This window comes from uncultured Maribacter sp., assembly GCF_947495965.1.
Lineage (GTDB): Bacteria > Bacteroidota > Bacteroidia > Flavobacteriales > Flavobacteriaceae > Maribacter_B.
Map to the genome: position 1 here is coordinate 65044 of NZ_CANMBB010000006.1, position 23403 is coordinate 88446.

At 30.6% G+C, this 23403-nt stretch carries 17 protein-coding genes; 2 read left to right on the forward strand and 15 right to left on the reverse strand.

Features of this window, described 5'->3' with window-relative positions:
• Positions 1 to 10 precede the first annotated feature (10 nt).
• The 9 genes from Q0820_RS12400 to uvrC form a co-directional block, all read right to left on the reverse strand.
• On the reverse strand, positions 11 to 790 hold the full coding sequence (locus tag Q0820_RS12400) for a DUF481 domain-containing protein (RefSeq protein WP_298487962.1): 780 nt from the start codon (positions 788 to 790) through the stop codon (positions 11 to 13).
• A 127-nt stretch (positions 791 to 917) separates the two neighbouring features.
• The gene (locus Q0820_RS12405; RefSeq protein WP_298487963.1) at positions 918 to 1355 is read right to left on the reverse strand and encodes a hypothetical protein; all 438 of its coding nucleotides are present in this window, start codon (positions 1353 to 1355) and stop codon (positions 918 to 920) included.
• 88 nt (positions 1356 to 1443) lie between these two features.
• Positions 1444 to 4056 carry a carboxypeptidase-like regulatory domain-containing protein gene (locus Q0820_RS12410; RefSeq protein WP_298487964.1) on the reverse strand — a complete coding sequence of 871 codons (2613 nt, stop codon included), beginning with the start codon at positions 4054 to 4056 and terminating at the stop codon, positions 1444 to 1446.
• Between the two features lie 171 nt (positions 4057 to 4227).
• Positions 4228 to 5865: a glucose-6-phosphate isomerase gene (gene pgi, locus Q0820_RS12415; protein WP_298487965.1), complete on the reverse strand. Its 1638-nt coding sequence runs from the start codon at positions 5863 to 5865 to the stop codon at positions 4228 to 4230.
• 4 nt (positions 5866 to 5869) lie between these two features.
• Complete coding sequence (locus tag Q0820_RS12420; RefSeq protein WP_298487966.1) at positions 5870 to 7138, reverse strand: peptidoglycan DD-metalloendopeptidase family protein; 1269 nt, start codon at positions 7136 to 7138, stop codon at positions 5870 to 5872.
• A gap of 2 nt (positions 7139 to 7140) precedes the next feature.
• Positions 7141 to 8109: a tryptophan 2,3-dioxygenase family protein gene (locus tag Q0820_RS12425; protein WP_298487967.1), complete on the reverse strand. Its 969-nt coding sequence runs from the start codon at positions 8107 to 8109 to the stop codon at positions 7141 to 7143.
• Between the two features lie 7 nt (positions 8110 to 8116).
• Positions 8117 to 8896 (reverse strand): DUF3108 domain-containing protein, encoded by a 780-nt coding sequence (locus Q0820_RS12430; protein ID WP_121064720.1) that lies wholly within the window; start codon positions 8894 to 8896, stop codon positions 8117 to 8119.
• A gap of 323 nt (positions 8897 to 9219) precedes the next feature.
• Positions 9220 to 11469: a patatin-like phospholipase family protein gene (locus Q0820_RS12435; RefSeq protein ID WP_298487968.1), complete on the reverse strand. Its 2250-nt coding sequence runs from the start codon at positions 11467 to 11469 to the stop codon at positions 9220 to 9222.
• Positions 11470 to 11480: 11 nt separating this feature from the next.
• Complete coding sequence (gene uvrC / locus Q0820_RS12440; protein ID WP_298487969.1) at positions 11481 to 13277, reverse strand: excinuclease ABC subunit UvrC; 1797 nt, start codon at positions 13275 to 13277, stop codon at positions 11481 to 11483.
• 564 nt (positions 13278 to 13841) lie between these two features.
• Here uvrC and Q0820_RS12445 point away from each other — a divergent pair.
• Complete coding sequence (locus tag Q0820_RS12445; protein WP_298487970.1) at positions 13842 to 14405, forward strand: 5-formyltetrahydrofolate cyclo-ligase; 564 nt, start codon at positions 13842 to 13844, stop codon at positions 14403 to 14405.
• A gap of 29 nt (positions 14406 to 14434) precedes the next feature.
• Here Q0820_RS12445 and Q0820_RS12450 read toward each other — a convergent pair whose 3' ends face one another.
• Genes Q0820_RS12450 through ileS form a run of 4 tightly spaced genes read right to left on the reverse strand, consistent with a single transcriptional unit; the run spans position 14435 to position 19554 of the window.
• Positions 14435 to 15076 (reverse strand): lipoprotein signal peptidase, encoded by a 642-nt coding sequence (locus tag Q0820_RS12450; RefSeq protein ID WP_298487971.1) that lies wholly within the window; start codon positions 15074 to 15076, stop codon positions 14435 to 14437.
• Between the two features lie 32 nt (positions 15077 to 15108).
• Positions 15109 to 15729 carry a hypothetical protein gene (locus Q0820_RS12455; RefSeq protein ID WP_298487972.1) on the reverse strand — a complete coding sequence of 207 codons (621 nt, stop codon included), beginning with the start codon at positions 15727 to 15729 and terminating at the stop codon, positions 15109 to 15111.
• Positions 15730 to 15767: 38 nt separating this feature from the next.
• A complete protein-coding gene (locus Q0820_RS12460; RefSeq protein ID WP_298487973.1) occupies positions 15768 to 16151 on the reverse strand; it encodes a TraR/DksA C4-type zinc finger protein in 384 nt (127 codons plus the stop codon).
• 4 nt (positions 16152 to 16155) lie between these two features.
• Positions 16156 to 19554 carry an isoleucine--tRNA ligase gene (gene ileS / locus Q0820_RS12465; RefSeq protein WP_298487974.1) on the reverse strand — a complete coding sequence of 1133 codons (3399 nt, stop codon included), beginning with the start codon at positions 19552 to 19554 and terminating at the stop codon, positions 16156 to 16158.
• 182 nt (positions 19555 to 19736) lie between these two features.
• Here ileS and Q0820_RS12470 point away from each other — a divergent pair, with 182 nt between their 5' ends.
• On the forward strand, positions 19737 to 20147 hold the full coding sequence (locus Q0820_RS12470) for a hypothetical protein (RefSeq protein WP_298487975.1): 411 nt from the start codon (positions 19737 to 19739) through the stop codon (positions 20145 to 20147).
• 55 nt (positions 20148 to 20202) lie between these two features.
• Here Q0820_RS12470 and Q0820_RS12475 read toward each other — a convergent pair whose 3' ends face one another.
• On the reverse strand, positions 20203 to 22614 hold the full coding sequence (locus Q0820_RS12475) for a TonB-dependent receptor (protein ID WP_298487976.1): 2412 nt from the start codon (positions 22612 to 22614) through the stop codon (positions 20203 to 20205).
• A gap of 1 nt (position 22615) precedes the next feature.
• Complete coding sequence (gene recO, locus Q0820_RS12480) at positions 22616 to 23335, reverse strand: DNA repair protein RecO (protein ID WP_298487977.1); 720 nt, start codon at positions 23333 to 23335, stop codon at positions 22616 to 22618.
• Between the last annotated feature and the right edge of the window lie 68 nt (positions 23336 to 23403).

Consider the following 23403-nt stretch of genomic DNA (forward strand, 5'->3'; position numbering starts at 1 on the left):
ATCTATACTTTTAAACTTTTAATGTAAAACCAAAGTTTACATTTGAAAATTTATTGTCCTCTAAGTTCGAATTAAAGTTAATTACAGAATGGTTATATAAAGCCGAAAAACTAATCTTTTTTGTAAGTGGTAAATCTGCTTTGAATTGACTTAGTACCCTATGATTACTAATATTACTATACAAAGGCTGAAAATATAAAGTACCGGTTATACTAAGGCTTATCTTTTTAAAAGATTGATTTAAAGATATATAACTGCTATTTCTGTGATTATAAAGTTTTTGATTTGTAGAACTAATTTTTTCTGTTTCGTACATATATGCATTACCCAAATATGCCTGTGTATTGGTAGTAGAAAAAAGCTTAAATCTTAACCCTAATCCAAATAAGTTTCTTTCGTTAATAGTAAGCTTTTTGTTATTCTGGTTTTGCAAAAAAGATTCTACACGTAATAACTTAGATATCTTGTAGTTATATCTTGCGTGCACAAAATATGAATTTTGAAAATCCTCGTTTCTAGACCTTATTAAATTTATATTACCTATTAAAAAATAAATGCTCTTAAGGTTTTTAGATTTTAATTGTGCGCCCACATTAGAGCGTATTTGAAGTATATATGCTCCATTATTATCGGTATAATTAAAAAGCATATCTGCATTTAAAACAAACCTTAATGAATCTGTATGCATACGTTTAGATTCAATATTAACCAACTGCGCTTGAAGATAATAACTAAAGAAAAAAAGTAATAGTAAAAAACTTTTACGAATAGTATTTAAAATAACTGTCATTTAGTTTAAAAAAAATAAAGAAAATAATCTTTAAATAATTTTGCCTATTCTATTTAGAACAATGGTAATAAAAAATCCTTTTTCTTTTGTAAAAAGGATTTTCAAATTAAATGTTTATTACATATGCTTAAGCAAACCATTGCCCCCATGGAATTCTGCTTAAAATAAGTATTAAGCCAATACCATAAAACATTGCAATACTTTTAAATTTTTTGTTACCCTCAACAAACTTTTTGTGACGAGACCAACCAATTGTTATTAAAACCAAAGCTATAATATTTATAAATGGATGCTCTACCGCTAAAAGTCTTGCTGCAGAATTTAAACCTCCCATACCAAGCTCTTTAATTGCATTTAAACCATTTGCAGACACAAAATAAAGAATAAGTCCTACAAGTAATTGAATATGACATAAAATCATGGCAAATAGGCTAATACGTAAATCTTTAGTCATCGTAAATACCTTATTACCAACTAAACCAATAATAGCATTTGCTACTGCTAAGAATAATACCGCCAATGCAACATAGGCCAAAGAAGAATGAAGGGTTTTTATAATTTCCATAGTCATTAATTATTTTGATAAAAATAGTGAATTTTAAGCATAAAAAAACCCTGCTTAGAGCAGGGTTTAAAATTATGTGATTTTGGTTTTAGAAATTGTAACGCAAACTTGTATTCCAAGTTCTTCCTATTCCTAAATAATAACCAAATGCATCTCTTTGGTTAATATAAGATTCGTCAAATAAATTATAAACATTTGCTCTAAATGTTAGGGTATTTTCTCCTAAATCAAATTTATAAGTTAGCCCTGCGTCTGCTAAGGTATAAGCAGGTAATCTAATTGACTCATACTGACCTCCTGCTAAGGCTTCTGAAGCTACATCTTCTGGATCTACAAATTCATATAAATCGGTATAAATATTATAATCCATATCAATAGAAAGGCCTTCTGTAATATTTGCTCTTAGCCCAAATCCAAAAGATGTTTGTGGTGCATTACCAACTTTTACTCCTGTTAAATCTACATTACCGTTTGTTGTAATAAAATTACCTGTATCATCATTTTGTAAAGTATATGGTGTCTCTCCATCATACTTCCAATTACCTATAGACCCATAATGTCTTAAGCTCCAAACTCTTGATCCTGAAAGGTACTCAAGATCCCACTCTATACCTCTGTGCACCTGAGTAACATTCGTAAGTCTGTAAGTAGAAGTTTCATCATTTGGTAGCGCAGGGCCATTAACAGATAAAAATCTATTACCCCACTGTGTACTGTAAATATCTAAATTAAATCTAATATTATTATTTTTAAATCTATATCCTCCTTCTAATCCAACAATCTCTTCATTATCCACTTCTGGCTCAACTAATGCATTTGAATAACGAATATTTGCAAATACATTGTCTAAAAATGGTTGGCGAGAAAAGAAACCTGCATTAGCAAAAAAAGAATGTTTTTCATCTAATTCATAAGCTAAACCACCTTTAGCTTGATACCCTAATTTATTAAGTTTTTCTGATTTACCTAATCCGTCTCCAGCACCACTTAACCTACCTTCTCTTTGATAAGATTGTGTTGATACAGCACCTTGTATAAAGGCAGAAAACCCATTCTTAGAAAATTCAGCTTGACCAAAACCTCCCACATAATTAATATTTTCAGAATAATCTCTATCATACCTTTGTTCTTCATCTGCAAAATTAAATAGTGCAGACCAAGGATTAGCTTCAAAAGTTTCAGAAATAACGTAATCACTTGGGCGTTCAGATGCATTAAAGTTATCTACATATCCATTTAAACCAAACTTATTTATTAATTGTCTAAAGTGATCTCCTCTATAAAATCTGGTATCAAAACCTACATTAAAACTCCAACTCTCATTAGCTTCAAAATTTAAATTAGATAATAAACCATACCAATTGTGATTATTAACAGAAGCTCTTCTTAAATAAGAACTACCAAAGTTACCATTACCATTAGCATCTGCAGTAGCAACATTATTTACCTCAATAGCATCAAAATTAATTTCTCTCTCATTAAGACCCGTAATTCCTAGATCTTCATTTCTAACACGACCTCTACCTAGGCCACCAGTTCCTCCACCTCTTCCCCAAGATGCGTATACAACTGTTGATAAATCTAATTTATCATTAATATTAAAATCCCAGTTTAAGTTTGCTACTGGTTTATGATAATAATTTCTTCTTTCAGTAAAACGTTCTCCTTCATAAAAACCAGAATTATCATTTGCTTTATCACCGTATTGTTCGTAAAATTCTAAATCTTCTGAGAAATTCTGATCATGCCACTGTGGTGCACCCGTTAATAGGAAATTAAAGGTATGTATATCATTTGGTTGGTAACCAACAGATATCATATAATTTTGACCTTGACCTGCAGTACCTATAGAATATTTTCTATACGATTGCCAATGATCTAATAATATTGAAAAGGCCCATCCTTTATCATTAATTCCTGTATTATAGTTAATAGTACCTTTTACATAGCTATCATTAGCTCCCATAAACCTAACAAATCCACCTTCTTGCTTATCTGTAGTTTTAGAAATAATATTTACTGTACCACCAACTGATGAAATTGCTAATTTGGAAGATCCCAAACCTCTTTGAATTTGAACTGCATTAGCTACATCTGACATACCAGACCAATTAGACCAATACATATTACCGTCTTCCATCCCATTAATAGGTTGCCCATTTAATAAATAAGCTGTATTTGTTTGATCAAAACCCCTTAAAAATATTTGGCTGTCACCAAAACCTCCTGCTTGGCTCGAAACATAAATAGAAGGAGTATTTTTCATTGCCTCTCCAAACTCAACATTTCCTGTTGCTTTAAGCTGAATATCTTTAGCTTTTATTGTAGATACTGCTACTGGAGTTTTTCTATCACCAGCTAAGTCAATTAATCCTGTTCCTACTACCACAACACCTTCTAACTCCTCTGCATTTGGTTGTAATGTAATTGAACCTAAGCTTCCTTCTGATGTGTAGGATACTGTTTTACTTATAAATCCTATATATGAAATTACTAAGCTTCCTGAACCTTCTGAAACATTTATTGAAAAGTTACCATCAAAATCAGTTACTGTTCCATTAGTTGTTCCTTTTACCATAACATTTGCTCCTGGTAATGGACTATTTGTTTCCCCGTCAATTACAGAACCCGTTATAGTTCCTTGTGAAAATGCAATAGCAGTAATTAAAAAAGCTGCTAGTGCGAAGTACATTTTTTTCATTTTTCTAATGTTTGTTATTTTCATTATTGTGCAAAAGTGTTGTATTTTTTTTAACAACACATTAAGACAATGTTAAATTAGTCAACCCAAATTTAACATACAATTAGCAATAAAAAAGGCTTATAACCATATAAGTTACAAGCCTTTATCAAATTTTACTAATAAAGAAAATTATCTCTTAAATTTTTGAAGTAATTGTAATGTGGATGCATCATGATTAGCAATTTCTGAACCATTAATATCTTTTAGAATGGTACCAGCCAATTGTTTTCCAAGTTCTACTCCCCATTGATCATAACTAAAAATATTCCATATTACGCCTTGCACAAATATTTTATGCTCATACATTGCTATAAGTGCTCCTAGAGACTTAGGGGTTAATTTATCTATTAATAGTGTGTTTGTAGGTTTATTACCTTCAAACACTTTAAATGGTGATAATTTCTCAATTTCTTCTTCTGATAGGTTTTTAGCTTTTAATTCTGAATCTACCTGTTCTTTTGTTTTTCCATTCATTAAAGCCTCTGTCTGTGCAAAGAAATTAGCCATTAATTTATTATGGTGATCTGTTTCTCCATACAAAGATTCTTTAAACCCTATAAAATCTGCTGGAATTAGCTTAGTACCTTGGTGTATTAATTGAAAAAAGGCATGTTGCGAATTTGTTCCAGGCTCTCCCCAAATTATTGTTCCCGTTTGGTATTTAGTTGCTACTCCATTACGGTCTACACTTTTACCGTTACTTTCCATTATACCTTGTTGTAAATAAGCAGAGAATCTACTTAAATACTGTGTATAAGGTATTATTGTTTCGGTTTCTGCACCATAAAAGTTATTATACCAAACACTAAGAAGTGCTAAAACTACCGGGATATTAGTGTTAAAGTCTTCTTCTTTAAAATGCTCATCCATAGAGTTTGCCCCTTGTAATAAAGCATCAAAATTATCATAGCCTACTGCTAATGCTATAGACAAACCTACAGCACTCCAAAGAGAAAAACGACCTCCAACCCAATCCCACATAGGAAAAACATTAGCACTAGAGATTCCAAATTCAGCAATTTTTTCTGCATTTGTAGAAACAGCTGCAAAATGTTTTGCTATATCTTCTTGAGTAGCATGCTCTAAAAACCATTTTTTTATGGTTGTTGCATTACTCAATGTTTCTTGCGTTGTAAATGTTTTAGATACAATTACAAAAAGTGTTGTTTCTGGATTTAAATCTCTTATAATTTCACGAACATGATCCCCATCTACATTACTAACAAAGTGTAATTTTAAATGGTTTTTGTAGAACTTTAGAGCTTCAGTTACCATTGCCGGCCCAAGATCCGAACCTCCAATACCAATATTTACAACATCAGTAAAAGATTTTCCTGTATACCCTTTTGCTTCTCCAGATATTATAGTCTTAGTAAATTCTTTAATATGCTCCTTTACTTCATATACTTCTGGTATAATATTTTTTCCGTTTACTAAAACAGTATCTTCTTTTTTAGCTCTTAGTGCTGTATGTAACACTGCTCTACCTTCGGTTTCATTAATTAGATCTCCCGTAAAGTATTTATTTATTGCATCTTTTAACTCTAATTCATTAGCCAATTCTACTAATAAATCTATAGTTTCTTTAGAAATTCTATTCTTAGAAAAATCGACTAAAAAATCTTCCCAATTTAGAGTGAATTTTTCTGCTCTTTTAGGGTCTTTGCTAAATAAATCTTTTAAAGTAGTCTCTTTTGTAGTACTAAAGTGTTCCTCTAATTTAGTCCAAGCTTTTGTTGTTGTTGGGTTAGTGTTCTGTAGTGGCATTGTTTTAATTAAGTGTTACTAGTTCTTCTTCTATTTTCTCTGGAAAATTAATACTATCTAATTGTTGCTTTTTAGGGTTTATAAAATTATAATAATCTTCCCTTAAAGATTCCGCTAAAGGTTCTGCTTGAGGTAATTTTTCTTTTAGTGGATCTACTTGTCTTCCATTCTTCCAAAAACGATAACATACATGAGGTCCTCCCGTATTTCCTGTCATACCAATCCATCCAATAACATCTCCTTGTCTTACAAACTCTCCCTTTTTAACATTTTGGTTTTTCATATGTAAATATTGTGTAGAATAAGTACCATTGTGTCTTATTTTAACATATTTCCCATTACCCCCTCTTCTGGTAGATTCTGTAACAGTACCGTCTGCTGTAGCAATAATTGGTGTTCCAATGGCTGCAGCATAATCTGTTCCTTTATGTGGTCTCAGTTTGTAACCGTAATATTTTATTCTTCTTTTTAAATTATACCTTGAAGATATACGACTAAATTTTACTGGAGCTCTTAAAAAGGTTCTTCTTAGGTTATTTGCATTTTCATCAAAATAATCTACAATGTTTTTTAAAGAGTCATTTTCATAAGCAAACGCATAAATTGGTTTGCCATTATGCTCAAAAAAAGCGGATTCTATTGGCCCAGCTCCTGCATAAATAGAGTCATTAATATACTTTTCTTTATATATTACCTTAAACTTATCTCCTTTCTGAAGTCTAAAAAAGTCTATTGTCCACGCATAAACTTCTGATAAATTGTTTGTTACATTATAATCTATCCCTTGATCTAAAATAGCTTCAGACAAGGATGTTTCTATTACCCCAGAAGCTTCTCTTTCTATATATTTTACTTCTTTTTTATCTTTATAAGCTATTATACTGTCTCTTAAATCTACTACAGTATAATTTATAGCATCATTTTCATAAATAAAAACTTGCGCCGTTTCTGTTGTATCTTTTGCTTTTAATATTACATAAGGTTTTCCTACTCGTATTTTACGAACATCAAAAGTATCTTTATAATCCTCTGAAATTTTTGCAATTTTAGGATACTCTACATGGTTTTTAAGCATTAGCTCTCCAAAGCTATCGCCATTTTTAACCGTGTCTTTATGTACTTTAAAATTATCTAAATTAAAGCCGTACTGTTTTGTAATTACCTTTTCTTCTTGCTTAGGTTTTTGTACCTCAACCTTAGTTTTTTCTGTTTCATTGTTTTTACAAGAAGACAGTAAAACCAATGCTATTATTGTGCCCCAATATTTACGCATTATTACTCTTTATTGTTATCTGGATTAAAAATGTGGTTCACCCATTCTTTTCCCCAATCTGTTATTTCCTGTTCTGTATATATTTCTGGAAAAAATATTACTTTTTGAAAACTTGGTGGTAAATATTTTTTCCAATTTGTTCCTCCTGTTGCATCTATGGCTTCTTTCTCCTTATGTAAATACCTATGCGCAGAGCCCATATGCATTAATGGCCAATTTACATTTGCATTTAAGTCTAACGTTTTTAATGCTTTAACTAGCTCGTTATTGTTTTGGTCTTCTTTAGAAAGCTGTAAGTATTTATCATATATAGTACTGTTATGAACTTGCTTTGCTATTCTTATTAAGCGTGGAGTATACCTGTACTCAAACTGTTTTAAGGTTAATGTCTTTTCTCCTGTTTCTTTGTCTATCGCTCCTTTTTTCCAATATATAGTTTCATACAATTCTTCTATAGTATTTTCTGAAGAAAAAAGCTCTCTTTGGGTATGATGCACTAAATTATGCATTGGAGTTGCATAAAGCTCTATCATCCTATATTGTGCAGATTGAAAGCCACTCGCTGGCAATAATGCCATTCTGTATTTTAAAAATTGCTCTCTTTCCATTCCTTTAATCATGATACTAAAGGATGATATTAAAGCTTTGTAATAATTATTTATTCTATTAGCCTTATCAATAAAAAAAGAAACGCTTAGAGACTTATCGTCCACCAATTGTTTCTGTTCGTGTAGTATTAATTTAAAATATAATTCGGTAATCTGATGATACATTATAAAAATCTCTTCATCAGGAAAATATGTTTTGGGAACCTGTAAACTTAAAAGTGTATCTAAATGTATATAATCCCAATAAGTTAAATAACGTTGGTAAAGCAAACCATCTAAATAAGCGCTAAGATCTTGGCCAGAATCTTTATATTTTTCTTGTAGTTTTTTTATTTGAGACTCTATCTGCTCGTTATTCTCCATTATTAAGTTAGTCCATTATTATTTTAAACTGGTGTTTAAGACCATTATACCCATCTAAATCTGCCTTTATAGAACCAACTGCAATGTCTGCTTTTATTCTAATTGGTATTCTATTATCATCATTAGACACCCAAAGAGATAAACTTTCTTGCTCTTTAAATATTCTTCCTGACTGTACTAAAGGTCTAAATTTTAGACACTCTACCTTTCCGTATTTTGTCTTAACCACTTCTTTTCCAAGATACTTTAATTTAAAATTAAAAACACCGTCATCATCAAACAACATTTTTAATGTAATTGCTTCTCCTTTTACTAAATCTTGAACATTGTAATTGTTTCTAAGGTAATAAAAAGCAGATATTAAATCTTGTATACTATCTTGAAGGTCAAAATTAAGCTTTTTCTTGTTCTTTTTATCGTTTAATAATGCCTTATCTTTCTTATAATCAAAATTTATCTCAACATCTTTCTTATAACCTCCCTCATTAATTTTACGAACAAAACGGTATGGCTTTCCATCTTTTTTATCAAAATAACTTTCATAGGTATCATCCACTTTAAAAAATACACTTGCAAAACCTGTAGTTTCTCCATGAGCTACAACATGGTATACTGGTTTATTATTTATAGTACTATTTTTAACTTGTAAAGTGGCGTAACTAGCATTTAAAAAGCCATAATGCATTCGAAATTTAAGCCACTCTCCTGATTTAAATGAAGATTTTTGATTTTGTGCGTTACTAAATAAACTTATGAATAAGAAAAATAAGAATATAATTTTTTTCATAACCTAATAGTTGTTTAAAACATTAAAATTACTAATTAGTAGTAATAAATGTGTGTTAGTAACAATTACTTAAACAAAATTTGTTCCAAAGTATTGTATAAAAAAAGCCCAGTTTTAAAACTGGGCTTTTCCTAAATAACCAACCAAACTTTAAATTATGAAAAACCAATACTTAAAGTTATAAGGGAACCACCCCTTATGCTATACAAATGTAGTATATACTAGTTCTACAACAGCAAGCTTTAACTTACTTTAACTATTACATTAACACTTATTGGTATTTAACCTATAATTTTATATTTTTTTTAAGAAAAAAGGGGTTGTTAAAACCAGTATCCTACACTTATAAACAGATTACTCTTTTTTACTTCTGGAGACCAAGAATACATTAATTGGATTGGACCTACGAAAGAATCTAAACCATACCCTATACCATAGCCAGAAAAATTTGGTGTCGTAAACCATTCTCCTGTTCTAAAAATATCATCCTCGACATTAGAATAATTACATGCAAACATAAAATGATTTTTAGCTGCAAATTCATAGTCTAATTTTGCGTAAGCTTTTACAAAACTATTCCCTGGTAGGCTTAAAAAATCGTACCCAATAAAAGGAGTAAAACTATTAATTGTACTAGCCCCAAAACCTCCTAAAACAAAATCGAAAGTTGATACTTTAGAAGTACCCAGTTTAAAACCTCCTTCTGTTTCTATATTTAGTGCTAAGTTTTTAATTATAGGAATAGCTACTCCTATTTTTGCTTTAGATATTGAAAATTCTTTAAAATTGTTATTATAGTCTGATGACCAAGGGTAAAAATGAAAATCGCCATTAAAATATACTCCTTTTTTAGGGAAATATTTATTGTCATACGTATCATACGTTAATTGACTATAGGCACTTAAAAAAGTACTTTTTTCAAAAAAGGTTCTTCTATCTTTAGAATTTGCGGTACTATCTATACTTGCGAGAGTTCTAGAGCTATATTTTATAAATTTATGTTCTACACCTAATGTAAACGCTAATTCGTCTTTTAAGACTGTTTGTACATATATTTGATTTGTTAAATCTGTTACATCTAAATTAATTCTATTAACATTAGTTATACCAGGAATATCATAATTTTCATTTATTAGACTAAAATCTATTTCTTCTTCAAAAGCATTGAATCTAGAGTTAACCCCAAAACTCCAATAACTACCTTTATCTATATAATACTGCATATTATAACGCACATTATCTCCCAAAATAAAATCAAAAGAAGCTACATCATCTCTTGTTAAAAAATTCTTTCTGGTAAGGTTAATTATTGCTGCACTTTTATAGAGATCGTCATAATGAGCTCCTAAACGAATAAAGGTTTTAGTCTTCTTTTCTTCTAAATTTAAAATGAGGTCTTCTCCAATGCCGTTTTCTAAAAGTTTATATCTATTTGTTTGAAAGTTTCCTGTTGCTGATAAATTTAAAATTCCTTTTTGTAAGTCTGCAAAGGTTATTTCCTTACCTAAAGGGAATCTTAACTTCCCTTTTACATATCCTCTTGAATAATTATTATTACCATCAATAATTAGTCTACTAATTATTAATGTATCCTTTATAGTTGTTTTAGAAATACCTTTTTTTCTAATTTTTTGATTAAACGCAATTGTTTTTAATTCCGAATATTTTTGAATTGCAGCGGTTTCCCCAGTTTTTATAATTGCATCTCCTTCATTAAAATCTAACACAGAATACTCTCCTATTTTTGGTTTTATATAAATAGTAGTCTCTTCAGATTTTTTTTTCATGTCTGTAGCTACTCTAAAATTATTTATCTGTGATAAAATTTCTGTTGCAGAAATAAGTTCTTCTTTGCTAGATAAACCGTGTTGTACATCTACACCAATTACAACATTTGCTCCTAATTTTTTTACTTGATCTATTGGGTAATTATTTACAATACCACCATCTATTAACGTTTTATCTCCTATTCTTGTTGGCTCAAAAAGGGAGGGGAGTGTACCACTAGCCATTATTGCTTCAGGTAAATATCCTTTATCTAAAATTACTTCTTCTCCCGTTTCTACATTTGTTGCAATACATACAAATGGTTTTGGTAATTTTTTAAAATCATTAATATCTTTTACATGGTACAATAGGCGTACCAACTCATTATAAATATTTTGTCCTCCAGAATATGCAGCAGGAACTGTTATCTTAAATTTATTAAATGGTAATGTTAAAATATAACGCTCAGAATCTTCTTTTTCATAAAACGTTTTTGCACTTCTTGGTAAATTATCTTGAATAAAGCTCCCAAAATCTATATTTCTAAAAATAGAGTCTAACTCAGTGGCAGAATAACCCGAGGCATATAATGCACCAACAATTGCCCCCATACTTGTACCGCTAATATAATCTACATGTACTCCTGCTTCTTCAATAATTTTTAATGCGCCAATATGAGCCATTCCTTTTGCTCCGCCACCACTTAAAACTAGGCCTACTTTTACATCTTTTTGTACTGCTAAGTTCTGCGCATTTACAAAAAAAGTAAATAATATTGCTGCTATTGTTATTAGTAACTTAGGCATACCATATTAGATTATTGTTTCGTATTAAAGGCTTCAAATATTTTCTTTGCTTTAGAAAAACCAACGTTTTCTGTTAACTTTTCTAAGGATGCTTCTTTTACTCTTTTTACCGATTTAAATTCTTTTAGTAATTCTTCTATCGTTTTTTTTCCTATACCTTCTATATTTTCTAACTCAGAGTTTATTGCGGCTTTACTTCTTTTATTTCTATGAAAAGTAATTCCAAACCTATGGGCTTCATTTCTTAGTTGTTGAATAATTTTTAAACTTTCAGATTTCTTATCTAAGTATAAAGGTATTGGATCTTCTGGAAAATAAATCTCTTCTAGTCTTTTTGCTATTCCTATAATTGCAATTTTTCCTCTTAAACCTAACACGTCTAAACTTTTTAAAGCAGAAGATAGTTGCCCTTTACCACCATCTATAACTATTAACTGCGGCAGAGGTTCTCCTTCTGAAACTAATCTTTTATATCGTCTATAAACAACTTCTTCCATAGAGCCAAAATCATCTGGCCCCTCTACTGTTTTAATATTATAATGTCTGTATTCTTTTTTAGATGGCTTACCATTTTTAAAAACTACACATGCAGCAACTGGATGTGTTCCCTGTATATTACTATTATCAAAACATTCTATATGCCTGGGCTCTTCAGAAAGACGAATGTCTTTTTTCATTTGGCCCATTAATCTATTTGTGTGCCTATCTGGGTCAATTATTTTTATTTGATTAAAACGCTCCTTTCTATAATATTTAGCATTTCGTTCAGATAACTCTAGTATCCTTTTTTTGTCCCCTAATTTTGGCACTGTAATCTTTAATTCTGGTGCAACTTCTATTTTAAAAGGTAAATAAAGTTCTCTTGTAACTAAATTAAAACGTTGTCTTATTTCTATAATAGCTAAAAGCAAAAGCTCGGCATCTGTCTCATTTAGTTTTTTCTTAAGCTCCATAGTGTGGGATCTAATAATTGCTCCATGAGAAAGTTGTAAGAAGTTTACATATGCAAAAGCTTCATCAGAAATTATAGAAAATACATCTACATTATTAATCTTAGGGTTTACCACTGTAGACTTAGATTGGTAGTTTTCTAAAACTTCTATCTTTTCTTTTATTGCTTGTGCCTCTTCATATCGCATTTCCTTAGCCATTTTTACCATTTGACTTTTAAAATAATGCAATGATGTTTTAAAATTACCTTTAAGAATTTCTTTAATATCTTTTATTTGCTGGTTATAATCCTCTAAAGATTGATATCCTTCACATGGTCCCTTGCAATTTCCTAAATGGTACTCTAAACATACTTTATACTTTCCTGCCTCAATTTTTTCTTTAGAAAGGTCATAGTTACAAGTACGAAGAGGATAAACACTTTTAATTAAGTCTAATAAAGTCTTTACTGTAAAAGTACTTGTGTAAGGTCCAAAATAAGCAGACCCATCTTTTATTAATCTTCTTGTACTAAATATTCTGGGAAATCGTTCATTTTTAATACAAATCCACGGATAGGTTTTATCATCTTTCAATAAAACATTATACCTAGGTCTATATTTTTTAATTAAATTGTTTTCTAACAAGAGAGCATCAGATTCTGTAGATACAACTATATGCTTTATACTCCTTATTTTTTTTACTAATACTTTAGTCTTACCATTATCATGTTTCTTATTAAAATAGGAAGAAACTCTTTTCTTTAAATTTTTTGCTTTTCCTATATACAGAATCTTATCTTCCTCGTCATAAAATTGATACACCCCAGGGCTTTTAGGAATTGTACTTAATTGTATTTTTATGGGAATATGAGACATGAAATAACAAGATTATTGGCCTTTTTTAAAGTATGGTTAAATTACTATGTTTTTTAAATAATAACTATCTATTTCAACTTTTTTTAACTCTGTCCTATTTAGGAAAACCAAGTTTCCAATATTATTAAATTCTTGATTTACGAAGGTCAATATTTTTATATTGTTATTTTTTTAATATAAAATTGTATAAAATGTTAAAAACGGTTTTTGCAAGAAAAAGCTTTTTTTAATGCCTTTTAAGAAAATTGTTTTGTAATTAATTGATTATCAATTTTTTAAATGTAATAATTACATTTTTATGTTAAGCAAATATTTCTTTTATGTAAACCGTTTTTGTTAAAATGTGCATTTCATCGATATAAAAGTGTATTTCATGGGTAATATGTAAAATATTTTACCTATTTTTAAAACATCAAAAAACCCGAAAAAGCATGGACAGCTACATAATTACTTTAGGAACTTACTTAATATTAATGTTATTTTTTAAGGTGTTTTACGCATCTTCTGTAAAAGAATAATATTATAATAAGTACACTTACGTAAACTTAAAATCAACTTTTATATATGTTGAAAAAAGATTTACGTACCTTATATTTAAACAAAAGACTTCAATATTCTACACAGTCTTTACAAAGCAAAAGCTTAATAATTTCTAATAATATATTAGAGTTACCTATATGGAGTTATACCAACTACCATATATTTTTACCTATTGATACTAAAAATGAAATAGACACTAGTTATATATTGTCTATTTTACATGGTAAAGATAAAAACGTTATTATTCCTAAAATGTTTACAAGCAACAGTTTAGAAAACTATTTACTTACAGATAACACTACATTAAAAAAAAATAAATGGGGAGTTCCAGAACCTATAGATGGTATTAAGATAGAACCTTCTTCTATTGATGTTGTATTTGTGCCTCTCTTAGCTTTTGATAAAAAAGGGAATAGAGTAGGTTATGGAAAAGGCTATTATGATAATTTTTTAAATAACTGCAAACCTGATGTTCTAAAAATTGGACTTTCTCTTTTTGAAGCTGAGGAACAAATTACAGATGTATATGAAAATGATATTCCGATAGACTATTGCGTTACACCAAAAAAAACATATATTTTTAAGTAAATCTCTATTATCGAGTAGTTTCAGAAAAACTACTCTTCTGTGGTTTTATTTTCTTCTGCGTTTTCTCCAAAAGCTTTTTTATTAAAAACTAATAAAATACCTACTCCTGTACTAATTGCGGTATCTGCAATATTAAAAACAGGCTCAAAAAAACGAAAATTATCACCTCCAAAATAAGGAATCCATTCTGGCAAAGTAGTATCTACCATTGGAAAATAAAGCATATCTACCACTTTTCCGTAAAAAAAGCCTCCATATGGTTCATTAGAGAACAAAGTTGCTACTTGATTGTAGCTATCATTAAAAATTACTCCGTAAAACAAGGAGTCTAAAATATTTCCTAAAGCGCCAGAAAAAATACAAGAAACGGCAATTATTAGTGTATTAGAAGCTCCTTTTCTTATTACGTCATATAACCAATACCCAATGCCCGTAATTGCAAAAAGCCTAAAGACAGTTAAAATAAGTTTCCCTGTAGCATCCGAAACTGGTAGAATATCACTTAGTTTAGCTCCCCAAGCTGCCCCTTCATTTTCTATAAAAAGTACTTTAAACCAACTAAAAACCTCAACAGACTCTCCTAAAACAAAATTTGTCTTTATATAAATTTTACTAATCTGGTCTATTAAAAGTAAAATGAAAATTAGTAATAATGACTTTTTTAAATTCATAATCTTATTTATAGACGGCAAAAATAGACATATTATTTTACTTTATTTAACAAGATATTTCCTGTAATAGTTGTCAAATTAAAAAGGGTTTCTCCCTCTGGGAAATCCTCTTTTTTAATTTTTCCGTATTTACTATAGGTAATAAATTTACCTTGTTCATTTTTAACTATTATGTCTCCACTTTTAGTTGTAACAAAAACATCTCCTGTTATAGTAGATAAGTTACATATACCGTCTTCTAAAGACACTCTTAAGCTTTTATAAGTACCAGAGGCTACTATATTGCTATTTGTCCCTAACAACAAAACATCTTTATCTTTAGGAAGCATAATTTTTAAAGCTATGGAGACCACTTTGTGAGCACTTAACTTATCATTTGGACTAACAAAAACAGGTTGAAATTCTGTTTTTATACCAATAGAAGCGTCTCTTTCACTAACATTCAAAAGTAAATCTTTTTGATACTCTCCATCAATCAGAGCTTCTAAAATTACTTCGTTACCATCTGTTGTTACGACCTCTATTTTATAACAATTAGTAGCATCTATTTCTATAGTAGAAATAGCACTATTTAAAATGGATTTCTTTACTACTTTCTGACTTATACCAATAAAGGAACAAAAAAGCAAAAGGGGGAAAATAAACTTTTTCATGCTTAGTTATAAAGAACGCCCTAAAAGGGCGTTTACTATTATTTTTGCATATTCTTAGCTTCAATACTAAGTGTTGCATGTGGTACTAATTTAAGACGCTCTTTGTTTATAAGCTTACCTGTAACTCTACAAATACCATACGTCTTATTTTCTATACGAAGAACAGCATTTTTTAAATCACGAATAAATTTTTCTTGACGAATAGCTAATTGCGTATTAGCCTCTTTACTCATAGTTTGCGAACCTTCTTCGAAAGCTTTAAAGGTTGGCGAAGTATCATCTGTACCATTATTACCATCGTTCATATAAGAACTTTTAAGTAATTCTAAATGGCTTTTTGCTTTCTCTATTTTTTCTTCTATAAGAGTTTTAAACTCTGCCAGGTCTTTATCTGAATACCTTACTTTTAATTCTTCTGCCATAATATTAATGTTTTGCAATAAACAATTTTGTGTTCACTTGGTCAAAAGTTACTTCCGTGCCACTTTCTAATTTTTCTTCAAAATGTAAATCTGCAGTTAATGTTTCTGTCTTAATATAATCTATATTTCCAGCAACTGCTTCTTCTACAATACCGTCTTTTAATATTTTAATATCAATTTTGTCTGTAACTTCAAAACCAGATTCTTTTCTAATATTTTGAATACGGTTTACTAATTCTCTAGCAATTCCTTCTTTTTTTAACTCCTCATTAATAGTAACATCTAAAGCAACAGTAAGTTTACCTGATGTTGCCACTAACCAACCTTCAATATCTTGAGAAGAAATCTCTACATCCTGTAACTGTAAATTAATACTTTTATTTTCTATGTTTATAGATAATTCGCCATCCTGCTCAATTTTCTGGATATCTTCTTGATTAAGACCTGCTACAGCTTGCGCAATTTGCTTCATTTCTTTACCATATTTAGGCCCTAAAACCTTAAAATTAGGTTTAATCTGCTTTACCAAAATGCCAGAGGCATCATCTAATAATTCTATTTCCTTTACATTAACCTCAGACTTTATTAAGTCTGCAACAGCTTCTATCTCCTGCTTCTGTTTTTCATCTAAAACCGGAACTATTATCTTTTGTAATGGCTGCCTTACTTTTATTTTCTCTTTTTGTCTTATAGATAAAACCAAAGAAGAAATAGTTTGCGCTTTTTCCATTTTACTCTCCAAATCTACATCAATAATAGCACCATCGTATTTTGGAAAATCTGCTAAATGTACACTTTCAGCAGCATCTTTTTGCGTAGTATTTGTTAAATCTTTATAAAGCCTATCCATAAAAAATGGAGCTACAGGCGCAGATAATTTTGCAATAGTTACTAAGCATGTATAAAGAGTTTGATACGCAGATATTTTATCTTGCTCATATTCGCCTTTCCAAAAACGTCTTCTACATAATCTTACATACCAGTTACTTAAATATTCCTGTACATAATCTGAAATAGCTCTTGTTGCTTTTGTTGGTTCATATTCTGCATACGCTTCATCTACCTTTTTTATTAAGGAGTGTAATTCTGATAAAATCCAACGATCTATTTCTGGTCTTTCTTTTAATGGAATTTCATCCTCGGCAAATTTAAAATCGTCTAGATTAGCGTATAATGCAAAGAAAGAATAGGTGTTATATAAGGTTCCAAAAAACTTTCTTTTTACTTCTGCTATCCCCTCAATATCAAACTTTAAGTTATCCCAAGGGTTTGCATTAGATATCATATACCAACGCGTTGCATCTGGTCCATGCGCGTCCATAGTAGTGAATGGATCTACTGCATTGCCTAAACGCTTAGACATTTTTTTACCGTCTTTATCTAGTACTAAACCATTAGATACTACATTTTTATAGGCTACGGAATCAAAAACCATAGATGCAATTGCATGTAGGGTGTAAAACCAACCTCTGGTTTGGTCTACTCCTTCAGCTATAAAATCTGCCGGGAATGTTTCTCCTTTATCAATTAAATCCTTATTTTCAAAAGGATAATGCCATTGTGCATAAGGCATAGAACCACTATCAAACCAAACATCAATAAGATCGCTTTCTCTTTTCATTGGTTTTCCTGATGGGGAAACTAAGGTAATTTGATCTACAATATTTTTATGTAAATCTATTTTCTCATAGTTTTCTTCACTCATGTCTCCCACAACAAAATCTTCAAAAATGTCTTTCTCTAAAACACCCGCTTGTAATGCTTTAGCCATTTCTTCTTTTAATTCTGCTAAAGAACCAATAATAATCTCTTCTTTACCATCCTCTGTTCTCCAAATAGGAAGTGGTATTCCCCAATATCTAGATCTAGAAAGATTCCAATCATTAGCATTTGCTAACCAGTTACCAAACCTACCTTCTCCTGTAGATTTAGGTTTCCAATTAATAGACTGATTTAATTGAAACATTTTATCCTTAACATCCGTCACTTTAATAAACCAAGAATCTAAAGGGTAATATAAAATAGGTTTATCTGTACGCCAGCAATTTGGGTAACTATGCAAATACTTTTCTACCTTAAAGGCTTTATTTTCTTCTTTTAAACGAATTGCTATTTCTACATCTATAGAACGTTCTGGAGCTTCCCCATCTGCATAATACTCGTTCTTAACATACTTACCGCCCCATTCTCCTAATTCTGGTCTAAACTTACCTTGTAAATCTACAAGTGGAACTGGGTTTCCGTTCTCATCTAAAACCAACATTGGAGGTATTTCTGGCTCTGCTTGTTTTGCAACCAAAGCATCATCTGCACCAAAAGTAGGTGCTGTATGTACTATACCTGTACCATCTTCAGTAGTAACAAAATCTCCAGAAATTACTCTAAAGGCATTTTCTGCATTTTGGTAAGGTTGTACAAAATCTATAAGTTGTTCGTACTTAATACCTATAAGGTCTTTCCCTTTAAACTCTTTTACAATGTAGTATGGTATTTTTTTATCCCCAGATGTATATTCTAATAATTCTGGTTTTGTTTCTACTGCATTATATTTTCCTGCAAATTGTTTACTAACCAAGTTTTTGGCTAAAATTACATTCATAGGTTTAAACGTATATTGGTTATACGTTTCTACCAAAACATAGTCTATTTTAGAACCTACGGTTAAAGCTGTATTACTTGGTAACGTCCAAGGCGTTGTTGTCCAAGCTAAAAAGTATATATCTCCTTCGTTTTGTAAAAACTCTGGTAAAGTATCTTCTATTGCTTTAAATTGTGCTGTTACTGTAGTATCTGTTACATCTTGATACGTTCCTGGCTGATTTAACTCATGTGAACTAAGACCAGTACCAGCTTTAGGAGAGTATGGTTGTATAGTATACCCTTTATAAATAAGGTCTTTATTATAAATTTGCTTTAATAACCACCAAACCGACTCCATGTATTTGGATTTGTACGTAATATATGGATCTTCCATATCTACCCAGTACCCAACTTTTTCGGTCATTTCATTCCAAACATCTGTATAACGCATTACTGCCTTTTTACAAGCAGCATTATACTCTTCTACAGATATTTTTTTTCCAATATCTTCTTTGGTAATCCCTAATTCTTTCTCTACTCCTAACTCAATAGGTAAACCATGCGTATCCCAACCAGCTTTTCTTTTCACTTGAAAACCTTTCATGGTTTTATACCTTGGAAAAATATCCTTAATAGTACGAGCCATTACATGATGTATGCCAGGCATACCGTTTGCCGAAGGAGGTCCTTCATAAAAAACATAACTTGGTTTTCCTTCTCTAGAAGAAACACTTTTATCAAAAATATCCTGTTCCTTCCAGTATTTAAGAATTTCTTCTGCCACTTTTGGCAAGTCTAAATTGTTGTATCCCGCAAACTTCATAATCTCAGTGCTCTACCTTTAAATTAAGGCTGCAAAATTATAAATTTAGATTGAATAATAAGCCTTTATACGCAACCAATATACTTGTTAAAGCCCTCTTTCTTACATAAAGACATCTAAAAATTGATTTATTACGTATATATTTGCGTTGAAAACATATTTAAACACTAAAAACATTCACGATGAAAAAAGTAATTTTAGGATCAATTTTAATGGTTGCATTAAGTGTATCATTTGTATCATGTAGAGAAGCTGCTGATAAAGCAAAAGACGCTACGGAAGCTGCTGCTGACGCTGCAGGAGATGCTGCTGATGCTGCAGGAGAAGCTGCAGGTAACGCTGTTGATGCAACTAAAGATGCCGCTGATAGCGCTGTTGATGCTGCTGGAAATGCGGTTGACTCTGCTAAAGATGCTGCTGGAAATGCAGTTGATGCTGCTAAAGATGCTGCAGGTAACGCTGTAGATTCTGCTAAAGATGCTGCAGGTAATGCTGTTGACGCAACTAAAGATGCTGCAAACGATGCTGCTGATAAAGCAAAAGACGCTGCAGGAGCTGCTGCTGACAAAGTTAAAGATGCAGTAAAGCACTAAAAACTTATTCTTTTAAAAAAAGGGCAAAACTTAATTGTTTTGCCCTTTTTTATGCTTAAAATTTATATCCTATCCCAAGAATAAGATTTATTCCTGGAGCAACTATACCAGATGAATACGTTCTATACCTCTGGTTTGTAATATTCTCTACACTTAAAGTTGTCTTTAATGCGGATGATATTGCATATTGAGAACTAAAATTAAGGGTATGCCAAGATGGTGCGTATGGATTACCATTTACGTCTGTAGCATATATATAATCCTTATTTTTTTCTGAACTTGCTAAATCATTATACGCTATTTCTCCGTTAAAATTTAAATATAAATCTGTCTTAATTTTTTGGTTTTTCCATACAACATGAAAATCTCCAAAAGTTGGAGCAACATGTCTTGCAGGTGTATCTGTACCATCTTCCTCTTCTTCTATACCTTCTGTAAATGTTATGTTACTATTTATTGAAAAATTTTCGCTTATATAAGCATCCAGCCCAAACTCAAATCCATAAACATAAGCTTTAGCTGCATTTTGAACGGCTTGAACATTACTTAATTCTCCATTATAATGTATCTCTGATGCGCCATTAAATTCAAAATCTCTACGTACCAAAGCATCTACTAAATAAGTATAAAATGCTGCTCCCTTTACTACTAAAACATCTTTAATATTTTTATGGATACCCAGCTCCACATTATAGGCATATTCTGGCTCTAAATCTGGATTAGGCACTACTACAGAACCTGGTTCCGAATCAAAAACCTTACCAACATCATCTATATTAGGAGATCTAAAACCGGTAGAACCATTAAAAGTTACTTGTAAATTTTTCTTTGGAAACCAACTTAACCCTAAACTACCAGTTAAAGCTCCCGTACTAAGTCTTTCATTAGTAAAGGGGAAAGGAAAAAAAGTAGTGTCAAAATCTGCATCTATCCAAACATGACTATATCGTAACCCAGATAACACTGTAAAATTAGGCTTAGCCTTGTATTCTCCATTAACATATGCAGCAACGGTTTTCCAACTTGCACCATGAGGGTATCTAGATGCAGCTCTGTTAGTTTCTTTGGTTTCAATATTTGTTTCTGTACCATTGGAATATATTTTGTTAAAAATAAATTCTCCTCCATAATACAAACGCAAGTCTCCAATTTTTTTATTTTCAAAATCTATATTTGCAGATAAAGCATCTACATTTTCTTTGGTACTAACTAAATCTAATACCCCAAAGTTTCTACTATTTCTACTTTCTTGAAAATGCTGATATGCTGTAGTTATTTTTAAGCCATCATAAAATTTACCATTTCCTTTTTTTTGTATTTGAAAATTAGCCATAAACCATTTTTGAGGTCCATAATACCAATTGCCATAACGAAGTCCATCTCCATTACTTGCTGGCCTTATTAAACGGTCATACCTAGAGTAATCTGATGTTTCTGAATAATAGGTTCCTAAAAAGAATTTTAAATTATTATTAGGTTTAAATGCTAATTTTTGCATCACATTAATTTGACTATAACCGCTTGTAACCTGTTTTTTAGGGTTATTGTTACGTACCAACACATCCTCATCATTAATTCTTTCTACATAATTATTTCTTAGATAAGAATCTGGGCCAGAAGTACCCATATACAAATCATTAAAATCACTATAAGTTACACTAGTTAAAAGTGCCCATTTCTTTTTTCCTAAATTAATATCTGCATGTAGTGTATTCTCCATATTTACAGAAGAAAACCTATAATTACTGTTTCCAGAAACAGCTAAACTATCTGTACTAGAATACTGTGCTTTTTTTGTGTAAAAATTCATAACACCGCCAATAGCATCACTACCATAAATTACAGAACCTGGACCAAAAATTATTTCAGTGTTTTTTATAGTATATGGATCTATAGAAATAACATTTTGAACGTTACCTCCTCTAAAAATGGCATTATTCATACGAACACCATCTACAGAGAGTAACAACCTATTTGTTGCAAAACCTCTTATCATTGGGCTGCCCCCTCCTAACTGGCTTTTTTGAACAAATACTTTACCACTTTTTTGCAATACATCTGCCGAAGTTTGTGGTGCAGTAAAAGAAATGCTTTTAGCATCTATAGATGCAATTTTATTAGGAATATCTTTTTTTTGTTGTTCCCATTTAGAGATAGACATAACAACCTCATCTAACTCATTTGGTTTCATAACCATAAAAACCTCATGGCTATGCTTTAATAGTTGCCTTTTTGTTTTTTTAAAAACATCATAACTAACGTGTTTAAAAAATATTTTTTCTTTTAAGTCAAAATCATCTAACTGGCACGTCCCATTTAAATTAGTAATAGTTGCTTTAGACTTATCGTTATTATATACTGCAACATTAACTATAGGAGAATTAGTGTCTGCATCTAAAACTGTTATTTGTTGCGCAGAAACTATTTGTAGAAATAGAAATACTATAAAAAATATTATTTTTTGCATCCTAATTAAACACTTCATTTAATATGGCTAGAGATTTGGGTTTTCTAAATCCTTGTAAATGTAATTCATAATAAAGCACTAAAGATTTTAACAAATTTTGCCTACTTTCTTTATGTAGCTTAATGGTGTGTATTACATCAAATTTTATGCCTAATAGAGTTTTAAAATTATCTAAATTTTTATTTTCTATCATTGGGTTTAATGAAGGGCTATTTACAAACTCACCTTCTAACAAATCAAAATACAAAGCTTGTTTATTAGATGTATCTGGATATATGCCTAAATATCTAGTTAATTGTAGTAAAAAGTATAAATGAAAATTTGCAATTTCATCATTGCTATCTAACCACTGTAACATTACCTCTATATAGGAGAAAAGTTCTTCATTACACTCTTCTTCATGTATACTATGACTAAGCATTTCTGCTAAAAAAAGAGTCATTGCATTTTTTGCAATTTGGGAGTGTAGTGTTTGGTAGTGGTAATTTACTTTTGCCTCTCTTATACTTTCTAAAGTTCCTTTGTTTCTATGATTAGCAACTATTTCTAATTGCATTAAAGGCTGAAAATATGCGGTCTTTAATTTTCCTTTTTTACTTGCCAACACACCTTTTAACAAATACGATTTAAGCCCGTCTGAAGCTGTAAAAGCTTTGACAATTAAACTTGTGTCTCCATATTTTAAGGAAGATAAAATTATGGCTTTGGTAGTAACCTGCATTTTTGTTTTTAAATCTTGTCAAAGATAATTGTAATAAAGTAAAAAGGCTTCCCAGAAACTGGAAAGCC